Source organism: Micromonospora sp. NPDC006766 (genome assembly GCF_040636055.1).
Lineage (GTDB): Bacteria > Actinomycetota > Actinomycetes > Mycobacteriales > Micromonosporaceae > Micromonospora.
In genome coordinates, this window is record NZ_JBEYIX010000004.1 from 114304 (window position 1) to 127786 (window position 13483).

At 71.2% G+C, this 13483-nt stretch carries 15 protein-coding genes; 5 read left to right on the top strand and 10 right to left on the bottom strand.

Annotation, left to right across the window (positions count from 1 at the left end; genetic code table 11):
• Positions 1-4: 4 nt before the first annotated feature.
• A complete protein-coding gene (locus tag ABZ671_RS07780) occupies positions 5-1981 on the bottom strand; it encodes a heavy metal translocating P-type ATPase (RefSeq protein ID WP_357853235.1) in 1977 nt (658 codons plus the stop codon).
• A 243-nt stretch (positions 1982-2224) separates the two neighbouring features.
• Between ABZ671_RS07780 and ygiD the strand changes: the two genes are divergently transcribed.
• Positions 2225-3094 (top strand): 4,5-DOPA dioxygenase extradiol, encoded by an 870-nt coding sequence (gene ygiD, locus ABZ671_RS07785; protein ID WP_357852965.1) that lies wholly within the window; start codon positions 2225-2227, stop codon positions 3092-3094.
• A 7-nt stretch (positions 3095-3101) separates the two neighbouring features.
• Here ygiD and ABZ671_RS07790 read toward each other — a convergent pair whose 3' ends face one another.
• Complete coding sequence (locus ABZ671_RS07790; protein ID WP_357852969.1) at positions 3102-3584, bottom strand: macro domain-containing protein; 483 nt, start codon at positions 3582-3584, stop codon at positions 3102-3104.
• Between the two features lie 186 nt (positions 3585-3770).
• A complete protein-coding gene (locus ABZ671_RS07795) occupies positions 3771-4811 on the bottom strand; it encodes an RNA-guided endonuclease TnpB family protein (protein ID WP_357852972.1) in 1041 nt (346 codons plus the stop codon).
• A gap of 155 nt (positions 4812-4966) precedes the next feature.
• Between ABZ671_RS07795 and ABZ671_RS07800 the strand changes: the two genes are divergently transcribed.
• Complete coding sequence (locus tag ABZ671_RS07800; RefSeq protein ID WP_198940372.1) at positions 4967-5134, top strand: hypothetical protein; 168 nt, start codon at positions 4967-4969, stop codon at positions 5132-5134.
• 41 nt (positions 5135-5175) lie between these two features.
• On the opposite strand, the gene ABZ671_RS07805 is transcribed toward ABZ671_RS07800, so the two are convergent.
• The 5 genes from ABZ671_RS07805 to ABZ671_RS07825 all read right to left on the bottom strand — a co-directional run bounded on the left by ABZ671_RS07805 (position 5176) and on the right by ABZ671_RS07825 (position 10609).
• On the bottom strand, positions 5176-5838 hold the full coding sequence (locus ABZ671_RS07805) for a TcmI family type II polyketide cyclase (RefSeq protein WP_357852977.1): 663 nt from the start codon (positions 5836-5838) through the stop codon (positions 5176-5178).
• A gap of 53 nt (positions 5839-5891) precedes the next feature.
• The gene (locus ABZ671_RS07810; protein ID WP_357852980.1) at positions 5892-7118 is read right to left on the bottom strand and encodes a cytochrome P450; all 1227 of its coding nucleotides are present in this window, start codon (positions 7116-7118) and stop codon (positions 5892-5894) included.
• Positions 7115-7408 carry an antibiotic biosynthesis monooxygenase gene (locus ABZ671_RS07815; RefSeq protein ID WP_357852983.1) on the bottom strand — a complete coding sequence of 98 codons (294 nt, stop codon included), beginning with the start codon at positions 7406-7408 and terminating at the stop codon, positions 7115-7117. Before ABZ671_RS07815 ends, ABZ671_RS07810 begins: the two co-directional genes overlap by 4 nt.
• A 23-nt stretch (positions 7409-7431) precedes the next feature.
• Entirely contained in the window at positions 7432-9714 is a 2283-nt protein-coding gene (locus tag ABZ671_RS07820; RefSeq protein WP_357852985.1) for an FAD-dependent monooxygenase, read from the bottom strand.
• A 181-nt stretch (positions 9715-9895) separates the two neighbouring features.
• Entirely contained in the window at positions 9896-10609 is a 714-nt protein-coding gene (locus ABZ671_RS07825) for an alpha/beta fold hydrolase (protein WP_357852989.1), read from the bottom strand.
• A 22-nt stretch (positions 10610-10631) separates the two neighbouring features.
• Here ABZ671_RS07825 and ABZ671_RS07830 point away from each other — a divergent pair, with 22 nt between their 5' ends.
• Positions 10632-11228, top strand: a complete 597-nt coding sequence (locus ABZ671_RS07830) for a TetR/AcrR family transcriptional regulator (protein ID WP_357852992.1) — start codon at positions 10632-10634, stop codon at positions 11226-11228.
• A gap of 32 nt (positions 11229-11260) precedes the next feature.
• On the opposite strand, the gene ABZ671_RS07835 is transcribed toward ABZ671_RS07830, so the two are convergent.
• Positions 11261-12142 carry an NAD(P)-dependent oxidoreductase gene (locus tag ABZ671_RS07835; RefSeq protein WP_357852995.1) on the bottom strand — a complete coding sequence of 294 codons (882 nt, stop codon included), beginning with the start codon at positions 12140-12142 and terminating at the stop codon, positions 11261-11263.
• Between the two features lie 112 nt (positions 12143-12254).
• Between ABZ671_RS07835 and ABZ671_RS07840 the strand changes: the two genes are divergently transcribed.
• Entirely contained in the window at positions 12255-12644 is a 390-nt protein-coding gene (locus ABZ671_RS07840) for a DUF2267 domain-containing protein (RefSeq protein WP_357852998.1), read from the top strand.
• A 45-nt stretch (positions 12645-12689) separates the two neighbouring features.
• Here the strand turns inward: ABZ671_RS07840 and ABZ671_RS07845 are convergent, their stop codons facing one another.
• Complete coding sequence (locus tag ABZ671_RS07845) at positions 12690-13133, bottom strand: PPC domain-containing DNA-binding protein (protein WP_357853002.1); 444 nt, start codon at positions 13131-13133, stop codon at positions 12690-12692.
• A 145-nt stretch (positions 13134-13278) separates the two neighbouring features.
• Between ABZ671_RS07845 and ABZ671_RS07850 the strand changes: the two genes are divergently transcribed.
• The gene (locus ABZ671_RS07850; RefSeq protein ID WP_357853005.1) at positions 13279-13437 is read left to right on the top strand and encodes a hypothetical protein; all 159 of its coding nucleotides are present in this window, start codon (positions 13279-13281) and stop codon (positions 13435-13437) included.
• Positions 13438-13483: the final 46 nt, after the last annotated feature.

Below are 13483 nucleotides of genomic sequence, written 5' to 3' on the forward strand. Positions count from 1 at the left end.
GTGGTCAGCGGGATCGCGGGGCCTCCGGGGTCAGCCGTACCCAGCGCAGCGTCTGGGCGTTCAGGGCGACGACGATCGTCGAGGTGGACATCAGCACGGCGGCGGCGGCCGGGCTGAGCGAGACACCGGCCCAGGCGAAGACCCCGGCGGCCACCGGGATCGCCACCACGTTGTAGCCGGCCGCCCAGACGAGGTTCTGCACCATCTTGCGCCAGGACGCCTTCGACAGCCGGACAGCGGCGGGCACCCCGCGCGGGTCGGAGGAGGCGAGCACCACCCCGGCGGACTCGATGGCCACATCCGTACCGGCGCCGATGGCCAGCCCGACGTCGGCGCGGGCGAGGGCGGGCGCGTCGTTGACGCCGTCGCCCACCATCGCCACCCGGTGGCCGCGCTCCCGCAGGCGCACGACGATCTCATCCTTGTCGGCGGGCAGCACCTCGGCGAATATCTCGTCCACATCGGGACGGAAGCCGAGGTCGGCCGCGACTGCCTCGGCCACGGGCCGCGCGTCCCCAGTGATCATCGCAATCTTCCGAATCCCGAGCCGGCGCAGCTCGACGATTGCCTGGCGGGCCTCGGGGCGTACCTCGTCCTCAAGCGCGAGCGCACCGACCACCCGCGGGGCGGCGTCGAGGCGGACCAGATAGAGCACGGCGACGCCCCGCGCCGCCCACTCCTCCTCGACGCGACGCAGCCCGTCGGGGACCTCGGCGGCCAGCTCGCGCAGCAGGGCGGGTCCACCCACCGCGTACGCCGTCCCGGCCACGGTGGCCCGCACCCCGCGGCCCGGCAGGGAGCGGAAATCGGCGCCGGCAGCCGGGCCGACCCGCTGGGCCGCCGCGACGACGGCCCGGGCGAGCGGGTGCTCGCTGTCGGCCTCCACCCCGGCGGCCAGCCGCAGCACCTCGTCCTCGGCGAGGCCGTCGGCGGTGGCCACCCCGGTCAGGGTGTGCTGCCCCTTGGTGAGGGTGCCCGTCTTGTCGATCAGCACCACGTCCACGCCGCGCATCCGCTCCAGTGACAGGCGGTCCTTCACCAGGATCCCGCCCCGGGCCGCCACGCTGGTGGACAGGGCGATGACCAGCGGTATGGCCAGGCCCAGGGCGTGCGGACAGGAGATCACCAGCACGGAGACGGTGCGGACCACGGCCTCGTCGACCCGACCCAGCGCGGCCCACACGACCAGGGTGACTCCGGCGGTGGCGGTGGCCGCGTAGACCAGCCACGCGGCGAACCGGCCGGCGAGCGCCTGAGACCGGCCGCCGGCCTGCTGCGCCTGGGCGACCAGCCGCTTAATACCGGCCAGCGCGGTGTCCTCCCCCACCGCGTCGACCCGCACCCGCAGGGCCGAGTCGGTGGCGACCGTGCCCGCCACCACCCGGTCCCCGGTCGCGCGCGGCACCGGCCGTGCCTCCCCGGTGATCATCGACTCGTCCAACTCGGCGGCGCCCTCGACGACGTGCCCGTCGGCAGGCACCCGACCGCCGGGGCGGACCAGCACCAGATCGCCCGGGCGCAGCTCGGCCACCGCCACCCGCCGCACGCTGCCGTCCGGCCCTACACGCTCGGCCTCATCGGGCAGCAGGGCAGCCAGCGCGGACAGCGTGCCGCGCGCCTGGCCGATCGCCGTCATCTCCTGCCAGTGGCCAAGCAGCATGATCGTGACCAGCGCGGCGAGCTCCCACCAGAAGTCGAGGTGGAAGACGCCGATCGTGGTCGCCACCGAGGCGAGGTACGCGACGGTGATCGCCATTCCGATCAGCAGCATCATGCCGGGCGCCCGGTCCCGCAGCTCACGCACGGCCCCGACCAGGAACGGCCAACCGCCGTAGCCGAACACCACCGTGCCGAGCACCGGCCCGACCCACGAGGCGCCCGGAAAGCGCAGCGAGTAGTGCAGCGTGGTCATCATCAGGTGGCTGGTGACCACGATGGGAACGGTCAGCGCCAGGCAGAGCCAGAACCGGCGGCGGAACATCGCCGGGTCGTGGCCGGCATGCTCGTCGTGCCGATGTTGCGGGCCCGCCACCCGACTGCCGGTCGTCACGGCGACTGAAACGGCAGCCGGGGCAGACGCACACTGGTCACCTCCGCACGCTACGGCTCGCGGCGCCCGACGTACCGACAAACCCGAGAGGCGGCGGGCTGATCCCCCAAGGACGCCCGGTGCCGCCGGCGGTCCCGGGTTACCCTCGGCTCACGACGGATCCGGGGGGGCGGCATGAGCAGCCAGACGACTGAGACGCTGATGCCGGCGGCGTTCATCGGGCACGGCAACCCGATGAACGCCCTGGAGGTCAACCGCTACACCGCCGCCTGGCGGGAGTTCGGTCGGGCGGTGCCCCGGCCCCGGGCGATCCTGGTGGTCTCTGCACACTGGTACATCGGCGCCACCGCCGTCACCGCCATGCCCCGGCCGCCCACCATCCACGACTTCTACGGCTTCCCGCAGCAGCTGTTCGACGTACGCTATCCCGCGCCCGGCCTGCCCGAGTTGGCCGAGGAGATCAGCGACGTGGTGCATCCCACCTGGGTCGGCGCCGACCTCGACTCGTGGGGCATCGACCACGGCACCTGGTCGGTGCTGACCCACGCCTTCCCCGACGCGGACATCCCCGTGGTTCAGCTGAGCATCAACGCGTTCAAGCCGCTGGACTACCACCTCGACCTCGGTGCCCGGCTCGCGCCGCTACGCGAACGCGGCGTTCTGGTGGTGGCCAGCGGCAACGTGGTGCACAACCTGGGCGGGGTGAACCCCCGCCTGACCGACGAGGGCTTCGACTGGGCGCGGCGCTTCGACGAGGCGGCCCGGGAGATCGTGCAGGACAGCCCGACCGAGGCGGCCCGGCTGGATGGGCACCGCGACTACGACCTCGCCGTACCGACCCCGGACCACTTCATCCCCCTGCTCTACCTGGCCGGGCTGGCCGGGGCCGACAGGGCCCGTCCGGAGGTGCTGGTCGACGGGTACGCGTACGGGTCGCTGTCGATGACCGCGTACACCCTCGGCCTCACCTGCGGGCCGGAGCAGCCCTCCCCCGGCGCGCCCGCGCTGCCCCGCGACGTGCCGGCCGACTCGGCCAACATCTGACCGCGGATCACCGGTCGTAGATGGTGACGGAGATGCCCCGGACGCAGAGGGTACGTGTGATCAGCGGCTCGACCCGGGTCCAGGTCCCGCCGGCCAGGCCGCAGCCGATCCGGGGCATGTGCACCGACGCGCCCAGTTCCTCGACCTGGTCAGCCAGGGAGGACAGACAGCGCTCGACGGCGTCGTACCGGATCGGCGGGCCGGCGCTGCCGCGCCGGATGCCGCGCTGGCCGATCATGTTCGCCACCCACAGGTCCGGGGCGACCCGCACCAGTCGGGTGGCGCCGAGGCCGAAGTCGTTGCCGGCACGGTGCCGGTGCCAGTCGCGGTAGTCCCGCTCCGGCTCCGGCCAGCGGCGGGAGATAGCCAGCACAAAGCCCTTTCCCCAGCCGCCCAGGTCGTTGCACACGTGGGCGATCACCTTGCGGCCCTTGGCCTGCGGGCTGGTCGCATCCCCTTTAATGATCGTCAGCGGTGTCACGGCCGACATCCTGCCCGTCGGGTACGACGAGCGCCCGGGAATTACCTCCGCAGTCCGGGGTCGGGGCGGCGAACGGTGAACGCCTGCGCCGGTCCGCCCCGCCGACCTAGGGTGGAAACACAGGCGAGGAGCGGACTTGACTTCCTCCCCCTCCTGATGGAGGCGGAGTCCCATCGGCCTTGCGGCCGGTCCGGCTCATGCCGGGCGCCTCACAGCGCGGGGTTCCTGTTTCACAGCCGACTGCGGAAGGGAGGACCCTTGCCGTCTGACATCAGCTCCACAGGCATCACCAGGGTTCTCCCTGGCTACGGCTCGACCAGCCGCAAGGATGTTCTTCGCCGCGTTGATATCCCGATCGTGGCGGGTGCGGCAGGTTGGGCACGTGGCGAGGCTGCGGTTGCGGACCATGTTCGCGACCGCGAGGTCTTCGATCACTATCGTGTCCGCGGCCCGGACCAAGCGGGTGCTGGTGCGGTGGAGGAAGTCGGCACGAGCGTTACGGACCTTGCGATGCGCGCGAGCGACCTTCGCCTTGGCCTTGCGCCGGTTCGCGCTGCCGCGCTGGCATCGGGCCATGCGCCGCTGGTAGCGGGCAAGGTTGCGGGCCCTACGCTCCAGATGGCGAGGGTTGGCGATCCTGTCGCCGTCGCTGGTGACGGCGAAATCCTTGACGCCGAGGTCAACGCCGATCCCGTGTCCGGTCGCGTCGAGCGGTCGCGGCGTGTCGGTGTCGACGGCGAACGTCACGTACCAACGGCCGTCCGGGTCGCGGGAGATCACGACCATGGTCGGATTCAGCGCAGCCAGGTCGACGTCGTCGAACGACCACACGAACGGCAGTGGCCCGTTCGTCTTCGCCACATGCAGCGCGCCGTTTTTCATACGGAACGCCGAGCGGGTGTAGTGCGCCGACTGGCGGCTGTTGCGGGACTTGTAGCGCGGGTAGCGGGCGCGGCCGGCGAAGAAGTTCGTGAACGCGGTGTGCTGGTGCCGCAGGGTTTGCTGCAACGGCACCGACGACACCTCGGACAGGAACGCCAGTTCGGTGGTCTTCTTCCATCCGGTGAGCGCGGCGTCGGTCTGCCGGTACGAGGTTTTCTCGCCCCGCTGGTGGTAGGCGGCGTGCCGTTCGGCGAGGGTGCGGTTCCAGACGAGGCGTACGCATCCGAACGTGCGGCGCAACACTGCCGCCTGTTCGGGCGTCGGGTAGGCCCGACACTTGTACGCCGTCCGCATAGGACTGACCGTACCCAACCATATCTGTTCTGTAAGAAGCGGGCCGTGTGCCTGCGAACTTCGTTCTCGGACCGTCCCGGCTTCGCCGGGCCGCTCCTGACGGAGTCCGAATTCCTCCCCAGCCTGAAGGCTGGGGCATCCTCCGGAGGTAACAGGTGACGGAGCCGGAAGAGGACGAGGAGAAGACCCACAAGACCGACGAGGTGCTCTTCTCCCCGGACGGGGACCCGCACCACACGCCGTCGCAGAACCCCCGACCCGACGAGCACCAGCCGGTCCGGTTCCAGCACGACGGCGAGACGGACACCGTCGTCGACGAGTGACGGCGGGTGGGGGCGTCCACCGACGCCCCCACCACGGTCGCTCAGTCCTCGGCTCGCCAGCGGTAGAACACCTTGGCCAGCGAATCCTGGTGGCCGTGCCACCGGTCCGGACGGTAGGGGCTGATGTACGGACTGAGCTCTTCCATCACCTTGCTGAAGGCCGGCTTGTGATGGTGGTGCCGCAGGGACTCGGCGACGGACGTGTCCTGCTCCAGCAGGTGCACGTAGACGTCGTCGATCGAGTACAGCCAGCGCCCGGTGACCCCCAGCTCGGCGGGGAGCGAGCCGGCGTCGGACTCACCGAAGACGCGCGCCACGTCGGGCTCGGCGCCCGGCTTGAGCCGGCCCACGATCACGGTTAGCGTGGTGTCCTCGGGCTCCGGCCCGTCCGGCGCCCAGTGGTAGAACTCCTTCGCCACCGAGTCGGACGGGTTCTTCCAGTATCTCGGGTACGGCGTCACGTACGGGCCGATCTCCTCGGCGATCTTCTGGAACGCCGGCAGGCCACGGGTCTGGCCCGACACCTTGGGGTCCTGCCTGCGCTCGATGACGTGGAGATAGAGGTCCTCGTGCGACAGCAGGATCCGCCCGATGACACCGAGGTCCTGCGGTCGGGTGGTCCGGTCGTAGTAGCCGAAGACGTCGCCGACGATGCTTTCACTGCCGGGAACCATGTGGCAGACGATCACGTTCCGGAAGACCATGGCTGCTCCTTGGGTGGGTTCTTGGTACCTGGGTGTGCAGGAAGAACGGGTGCTCAAGCGGCGAAGGTGACCGGTAGCTCCAGCAGGCCCCGGAACGGCGACGCGGCCGGCAGCCGGCGTACCTCGGCGAGCGGCACGGCGAGCCGCAGTCCGGGCAGCCGGCGCAGCAGCGCCGCGATGCCGAGCTGCGCCTCCATTCGGGCCAGTGAGACGCCCAGGCAGTAGTGGACGCCGTGCCCGAAGCCGAGATGCGGGCCGCGTACCCGACGGATGTCCAGCCGGTCCGGGTCGGCGAAATGCGCGGGGTCGTGGTTCGCCGAGTTGATCACTACGCCGACGACCGAGCCGCACGGGATCCGTACGCCCCGGTACTCGACGTCGTCGGTGGCGATCCGGGGGCTGGCCACCGGCAACGGGCCGTCGAACCGGAGCAGCTCCTCGATCGCCGAGGGCAGCAACCCGGGTGTGGCGCGCAGCAGTTCCAGCTGGTCGGGATGGGTGAGCAAGGCCAACACCGCGTTGCCGATGAAGTCGGCGGTGGTCTGGTGCCCGGCGAACAGCAGCAGAAAGGTGGTGGTGACCAGTTCCGGCTCGGCCAGTGCCCCGTCCTGGTCGCAGGCGTCGATCAGGGCGCTGATCATGTCGTCGCCGGGCCGCGCTCGTTTGGCTCGCACCAGGTCGGCGAGGTAGTGGTGCAGCCGCAGCTGGGCCTCCTGCACGGCCGCCCGCTCCTCCTGCGGGCTGCGGCGGGACGATCCGGATGTTCTGATCACCTGGGTCCAGCCGAGCACCTGCTCGTGGTCGGCGACCGGTACGCCGAGCAGCTCGCAGATCACCGTCATGGGCAGCGGGATCGCGAAGTCGCGCATCAGCTCGGCCCGACCCTGCGGGACGACCTTGTCGAGCAGGTCGCCGACGATCTGCGCCACCCGGGGCCGCAACGCCTCGATCCGGCGCGGTGCGAACGCCTGGGACACGATCCGCCGCAGCCGGGTGTGCTCCGGCGGGTCCGAGTTGAGCATGTTCCGGTTGAGTCCCTCGGAGTTCGGCCCGAAGATCCGCAGGTAGTGCTGACCGGGGCCGTACAGGTCCTTGGACAGCCGGGGGTCGGTCAACGCCGCCCGGGCGTCGTCGAAACGAGTGATCAGGTACGAGTCGAAGCGCGGCGAGCTGACCGGGCACACCGGCCGGTCCGCCCGCAGCCGGGCGAAGGTGGGATAGGGATCGGCGGCGAACTCGTCGGTGTAGAGGTCGGATCCGCGTACGGCATGGTCGGTCAACGCGACTCCTCAAGCTCGGCGCGCACGGTGTGCAGGACCTGGTACGTGTTTCGCTGCGCGGATTCGCGCAGCTCACGGATCACGCGCAGCAGCCGGTCACGGTGCTCGCTGCGGCCGAAGGCGTCCAGCCGTTCGCGGTCCGCCCAGTCGCTGATGATCAGATAACTGCGCGGATCGTCGGCGTCGCGGACCAGGTCCTGGCGCAGGCAGCCGTCCAGCGCACGGATCTCCTCGGCCGCCGCGAGCCACTCCTTCTCGAACCGTTCCTCGCAGCCCTGCCTGGTACGCATCGCGAGCACGGTGCGGACCCGGGTCATCGCGCACCGCCGAACACCAGGTGCAGATGCTTGCGGAGCGCGTCCGCGTCGATCGGCTGGCTGCGGAACCCGACGTGCCCGTCCGGCCGGACGAGGTAGAGGGCCGCGCCGCTGACGCCGTAGGTCGCCCGGAACTCGCCGTCGGCGTCGCGCACCATGGGCGGGGCCAGCAGCCGCGGCGCCCGGGCGTCCGGGCTGAGCAGCAGATATCCGTCGACCTCCTCGGCGGTGTGCCGGCGCAGCTCGGCGTACAGCTTCTCCAGCGTGGCCAGCGTCCCCTCGTCGGCCGAGGCGTCCGCGTAGAGCAGCAGGGTGTGCCGGGTGCCGCGGGTCAGGTCGCGCAGCCGCAGCGGGTGCCCGACCCCCGGCCGGCGCAGGCCGCCGACGTCGGGGGCGCGATCACCGGGCCGAGGGCCGTCGCGCAGCGCGTCGGGATCGGACACGCACTCGCCGACGAGGGGGCTGTCGGCGTAACTGAGCAGCAGGGACATCTCCTGCAGGAACTGACGCTTCAGGTCCTCGCGGTCCAGTTCGTCGGTGAAGGCCAGCCGGACGGCGCGCCCGACGACCTCCTCGCCCTCCGGGCGCCGTTCGGTCTCGTAGCTGTCGAGCAGTCCGGGCGCCGCGATGCCACGCACCGCCAGCGCCAGCTTCCAGGCCAGGTTCCAGGCGTCCTGGATGCCGGTGTTCATGCCCTGGCCGCCGGCGGGCGGGTGCAGGTGCGCGGCGTCGCCGGCCACGAACACCCGGCCGTCCCGATACCGGTCGACGATGCCGTGGCTGATCCGGAACACCGACGACCAGCGCAGGTTCGATGCCCGCGTGCCGGGCGGGGCCAACTGGTCCAGTGCGGCCTGGACGTCGGCGAGGGTCGGTTCGGCGAGTTCCTCGCTGAACCCGGGCGGGGCGTCCTGCCCGCCGGTCTGCGCGAAGAACCGGGGCGGCGCGAGCGTCGCGATCCGGTACCGGGACTCGCCGCGCAGCGGCACGCACACCAGCATGCCGTCCATCCGGCCGTCCGTCTCGTGCAGGAACCGCAGCAGGTGACCGTCCGGCATGTCCCAGTCCACGTCGACGTCGCCGAGCATGAACAGCTGCGGGAAGCGGCCCAGCCCGCCGGTGAAGGTCAGCCCGAGCAGCTCGCGGACCCGGCTGTGCGCGCCGTCGCAGCCGACAAGGTACGTCGCGCGTACAGTCTCGGTGCCGCCGTCGGCGGTCGCGACGGTGGCGAGCACACCGTCGTCGTCCTGGGTGAACCCGGTCAGCTCGGCGCCACGCTGCGGGCGTACGCCGAGGGTGGCCAGGCGTTGGGTGAGTAGCCGCTCGGTCTCGTACTGGGGCAGGCCCAGGTGTGCGTACGGCAGCTCCGGCAGCTCCCAGCTCATCCGGTGGGTCTGCACACCGTTGACGAACACCACGTTGCCGGTCAGCCAGATCCCGGCGTCCATGGCCTCCCGAACGATGCCCTGGTCCTCCCAGAGTTCCATCGTGCGGCAGTGCACCCCGATGGCCTTGTCGGCCTGCCCCGCCGGAGTGGCCAGCTTGTCGATCACCCGGCACTCGATGCCCCGCCGGGCCAGCTCGACGGCGACGGTGAGCCCGGTGGGTCCCGCGCCGACCACGAGTATGTCCGTTGTCCTATGCACAGCAGCTACCTCCCTGCCCGTGGTCGCTTCAGGTTCGCTTCCGGTGTCGGCCGCAGCGTGGAAGAGGCGCCGCCGGATGTCGAGTAGGAACGGTGCGATCGGTCCGGCCTCCCGCTCGGCGTGGGCCGGGTCGCTGATCCAGCGGTGGAACTCCGCCTCGCTGCTCCACTCCGCGAAGATGTGGAAGACGTTCGAGTCGGGCTCGCGCAGCAGTTCCTCCCGCAGATACCCGGGCACCCCGACCATCCGGGCGGTGACCTCGGGGTAGCCGCGGGCGAACTCGGCGTACCGGCCGGCCGGCACGGTCAGCTCGACGTCCACGAAGATCCTCGGCCCGCCACCGTCGCCGTCGTGCATGACCCGCTGGTTCTCCGGCCCGGCTGGCCCGATCAACGGCCGGACGGCGGCGGCGAGACGCGCCGCGACCGGGCCGGCCAGGTAGTCCCGCAGCGCCGGCTCGTCGGCCCATTCGGTGACGACGACGAACGCGCGCGGGTCGATGGCGTCGCGCAGCAGGCCGTGCCCGAGGTTGCCGGCCAGGCCCCCGATCTGCCCGGCGGCTTCGCGCCACGCCGATTCCACGTCGGATTCGAGTCCCGGGCGGGCGCGCATCCGGACCATCGTCCTGATCATGAAGCCTCCTCCGACGGCGTACGGGAGACGCTGGACCGGTCGAGGCGCGTACGGTCCGACGTCGTCCTGCGACCCTGCCGGAGGTCGCGTCAACCCGCCGTCACTGGCGGGCGGTGCCGAGTCCGCGACCGTTGACGCGGCCGGGACGGCCCGACTGATCCGACGCTTCCGATGTCGCTGGTCACGCTCGCGCTTCTGCGGCGTCGGCGAGGCGAATTGCGCTGTCGATAACAAGGTCCACGCAGCGGACGGAAAGGTCGTGGCCGGCGTCAGGGAAGACCGCTGTGCGTGCCGTCGGGATCTGTGCCTGAATCCTCGACGCCACCGACCCGGCGTCGTACTGGCTGCGCTCGCCGAGCATCGCGAGGCGACGGACTGGGCGGGGAGCGAATGCCGCCAGGCCGCCCAGCATGACCCAGGCGAGGAAGCGTCCGGTGACACGACCGAAGCCGGCGGGATCCAGCAGGGTGATCGTTTCGGCGTGGCCCGGGCGGTGCAGGGCGTATTCCAGGGCCACCCAGCCGCCGAAGGACATGCCGACGAGGTGTGCACGTTCCACGTTCAGGGCGGCCAGGGTCTCGTCCAGCCAGCGTGCCCAGTCGTCACCGTCGTGTAACGGTTTCTCCTGGACGGAGCAGCCAGGCTCGCCGACCGGGTCGATGGCGATCACCGGCCGGGCCGTCCGCAGCCGGCGCACGTACGCGTGCCACGACAACGCATTGCCGCCGGCGCCCGGCAGCAGCACGAAGGGCACCCCGTCACCGCCGGTCGTGTACGTGCGGGTCACGCCGAAGCTGGTCTGAGCGTCCACCTCGACCATGTCGGCCGGCAGCCGTCGTTGCCGCATGTCCGCATAGGTCCGGGCGAAACGCTGCCGACCGCAAGGGATCACCATGCCCAGACGCGTAGACCACGAGATGCGCCGCCGCCAGATCGGAGAGGCGCTGTTGCGCATCGCGAGTGCCCGCGGACTGCAGTCGGCCAGCATGCGGGAAGTCGCGGCGGAAGCCGGCGTCTCCCTCCGCCTGGTGCAGTACTACTTCCATACCAAGGAGGAACTACTTCTCACCGCCCTGGCCTACCTCGGCGAACGGCTGACCGCCCGGGTCGAGAGTCGCATCCGCGCCCAAGGGCCGGTGACACCGCGCAGCGTCGTGTACGGCACGCTCACCGCCATCCTGCCCATCGACGCCGAGAGCCTTGAACTGACCAGGACGTACACCGGCTATTACACGCTGGCCCTCACCGACCCCGATCTGGCGAGCCGGCACGGCGCCACCTACCCGGACAAGGTGGAACGACTGATCGCCACCCAACTTCGCACCGCGCAGGAGGCGGATCAGGTCGACCGCACCGTCGATCCGCAGACAACGGCTGCCGGCCTGCTGGCCCTCACCAACGGACTCGGCTCCAGCGTCCTGGGGGGCCAGCGCGACGGCCAAACGGCACTAGCCGTTCTCACCTACCACCTCGACCGCCTGTTTGAGCGCGAAGCCACCGGACCGGCATCGTGAACAACGGCACCATCACCCGGTCGCGACTTTCGTTACGCCGGGTGGGTGGGCGACAGGGCGCGGGTGACGACGGTGAGGTCTGCGGAGCCGAGCCCCTGTGCCATCGCCCGCTGCCACTCGGCGGCGAGGCTCTCGGCGGCCGGGAACCGGCCGGCATCGACCTCGCGCAGCGCCAGGTTGACGTCCTTGACGGCGAGGGCCAGGGGGTACTGGGCGGTGTAGTCGTCTCGGCCGATCCGTTCCAGCTTCTCCGCCGCCCAGGGCGACACCAGTGGGCTGCCCCGCAGGGCCGCCAGCACCGCCGGGCGCTCCAACCCGAGGGCGTCGCCGAGCGCGACCGACGCGGCGAGCCCCTCGGCCACGAAGGCGAGCAGCAGGTTGTTGACCAGCTTCAGGCGGGAGCCGTGGCCCGTCGGCCCGACCCAGACCGTACGCTGAGCGACCGCGTCGAAGACCGGGGCGACTCGCTCCCGGGCCTGTTCCGGCCCGGAGGCGAAGACGACGAGCTTGCCCTGCTCGGCCGGGCCTCGGCTGCCGGCCACCGGCGCGTCCATCAGGACGATCCCGGGGTGCTCGGCAGCGACCTGCCGAGCGAGGCGTTCGGTGTCGGCCACGCCGATGGTGCTCATCTGTGCCCAGATCGCGCCGTCGGCCATCGAGGCCAGCATTCCCTGGTCGAAGGCGATGGAGCGGACGGCGTCCACGTCGGTCACCATCGTGATCACCACGTCGGCCCCCCGCGCCGCGTCGGCGGGGCTGGACCCGACCTGAGCGCCCTGGTCGGCCAGTTGATGGGCGGGCCCCGGATGGCGGTTCCAGACGGCCGTCGGCAGGCCCGCCCGCAGAATGTTGCGGGCCATCGGCGCGCCCATGCCGCCGAGGCCGAGCACCGCCACCCGCCGGGTCTGCGTCATCTGCCCACCTTCCCTCCGGCAGCGTAGGCCGGAGCGGGCGGCCGCGGCCCCCGAATGACGACACCCGCGCGGGGTAGTCACCTGCGGCAGCCCACGGAAAGGTATCGACCTGATGAAATATCCGGAGTTCGTGGCACAGGTTCGTGAGCGGGGCGAGTACGACAGCGCCGCCGAGACCCAACAGGTCATCAGCGTGGTGGTGGCCTGCTTGGCGGAACGGTTGACGCCGGACGAGGCGAGACAGCTCGGCTCGCAGTTGCCGGCGCAGCTCGGTGACTTCCTGAAATCGGCCCCGGGCGGCGCCCCACGCATCGGCGTGACGGAGTTCCTCGACAGGGTCAGCGACGGCATCGGCGCCACGGAGCGCACCGCGGAATGGGACGCGAGCGCAGTCCTGTCCACCATCGCCGACGCCGTGTCCGGCGGAGAACTCAACGACGTGGTGACCCAGCTGCCATCCGGCTACGCGCAACTGTTCGGACGGCCCGGCGTGTCGGGCTGACGCGCGGGCCGACAACGTTCCTCGCCGGGTGCGCGTACGGCTCGCTCACGGGCGGGTCGTTCCCGCCAGCAGCGCCAGCCCGGTCTCCGGGTCGACCCGCTTGGCGAGGTTCGCCCCGACCTCGGAGATGATGACCTCCAACGTCGGCCACACCTCGCCGCGCAGCAGGTGGCCGCCGACGGTCGATCCGTCGCGGCGGCCCAGCACCGCGTGCACGTGCAGCGCTGCCTTGTCCTCGTGCTCAGCGATGTCGCCCAGCAGGGACAGGACCTCCACCTGCTCCCGGACCGGGATGGTCCGGTAGTCACGCTTCTCGCGCTCGAAGTAGCCCAGATCCGCGGCGGCGAACCCGCCGACGGCGGTGACCCGGGCGCCACGGATGCGGTGCCGCTGCGCCACCTCGTTCACGGCGGCCACCGCGTCCTCGCCCTTGTCGACCACGACCACCAGGACGCGCCGGTCGCCGCCGCTCAGCTCGACTTCCCTCATTGCCACCCTCATCTCGCCGTCCACCCGCCACGTTATCGACGCGGGCGGTGACGCCAGGACGGTTTGCCGTCGGCCCGGTCGGGAAGCCGAGTGTTGCCATGGCGCGGATCCGGTAACCGCGCCGCCGTCGAGGCGGGAGGTTGACATGGGTAACCAGGAGCGACTTCACGACCTGCGCAAACAGGCCCACAACGCGGGCATCGAGGGCAACTCCAAGATGACCGAGGGGCAGTTGCAGCAGGCGCTCAAGAGCGCCGGCAAAGGCGAGTCGCCGCAAATGGCCAAGCGGCAGGCCAAGGGCTGACCGGGCGGCTCGACGCCGGCATCCCGTCGGGGTGCCGGCGTCGAGG

Coding starts and splice junctions, on each gene's coding strand:
- ABZ671_RS07805 (WP_357852977.1), bottom strand. CDS start 5,838: ATGGTCTTCCGGAACGTGATCGTCTGCCACATGGTTCCCGGCAGTGAA.
- ygiD (WP_357852965.1), top strand. CDS start 2,225: ATGAGCAGCCAGACGACTGAGACGCTGATGCCGGCGGCGTTCATCGGG.
- ABZ671_RS07820 (WP_357852985.1), bottom strand. CDS start 9,714: ATGATCAGGACGATGGTCCGGATGCGCGCCCGCCCGGGACTCGAATCC.
- ABZ671_RS07840 (WP_357852998.1), top strand. CDS start 12,255: ATGAAATATCCGGAGTTCGTGGCACAGGTTCGTGAGCGGGGCGAGTAC.
- ABZ671_RS07850 (WP_357853005.1), top strand. CDS start 13,279: ATGGGTAACCAGGAGCGACTTCACGACCTGCGCAAACAGGCCCACAAC.
- ABZ671_RS07795 (WP_357852972.1), bottom strand. CDS start 4,811: ATGCGGACGGCGTACAAGTGTCGGGCCTACCCGACGCCCGAACAGGCG.
- ABZ671_RS07780 (WP_357853235.1), bottom strand. CDS start 1,981: ATGTTCCGCCGCCGGTTCTGGCTCTGCCTGGCGCTGACCGTTCCCATC.
- ABZ671_RS07825 (WP_357852989.1), bottom strand. CDS start 10,609: ATGGTGATCCCTTGCGGTCGGCAGCGTTTCGCCCGGACCTATGCGGAC.
- ABZ671_RS07815 (WP_357852983.1), bottom strand. CDS start 7,408: ATGCGTACCAGGCAGGGCTGCGAGGAACGGTTCGAGAAGGAGTGGCTC.
- ABZ671_RS07845 (WP_357853002.1), bottom strand. CDS start 13,133: ATGAGGGAAGTCGAGCTGAGCGGCGGCGACCGGCGCGTCCTGGTGGTC.
- ABZ671_RS07835 (WP_357852995.1), bottom strand. CDS start 12,142: ATGACGCAGACCCGGCGGGTGGCGGTGCTCGGCCTCGGCGGCATGGGC.
- ABZ671_RS07790 (WP_357852969.1), bottom strand. CDS start 3,584: ATGTCGGCCGTGACACCGCTGACGATCATTAAAGGGGATGCGACCAGC.
- ABZ671_RS07830 (WP_357852992.1), top strand. CDS start 10,632: ATGCGCCGCCGCCAGATCGGAGAGGCGCTGTTGCGCATCGCGAGTGCC.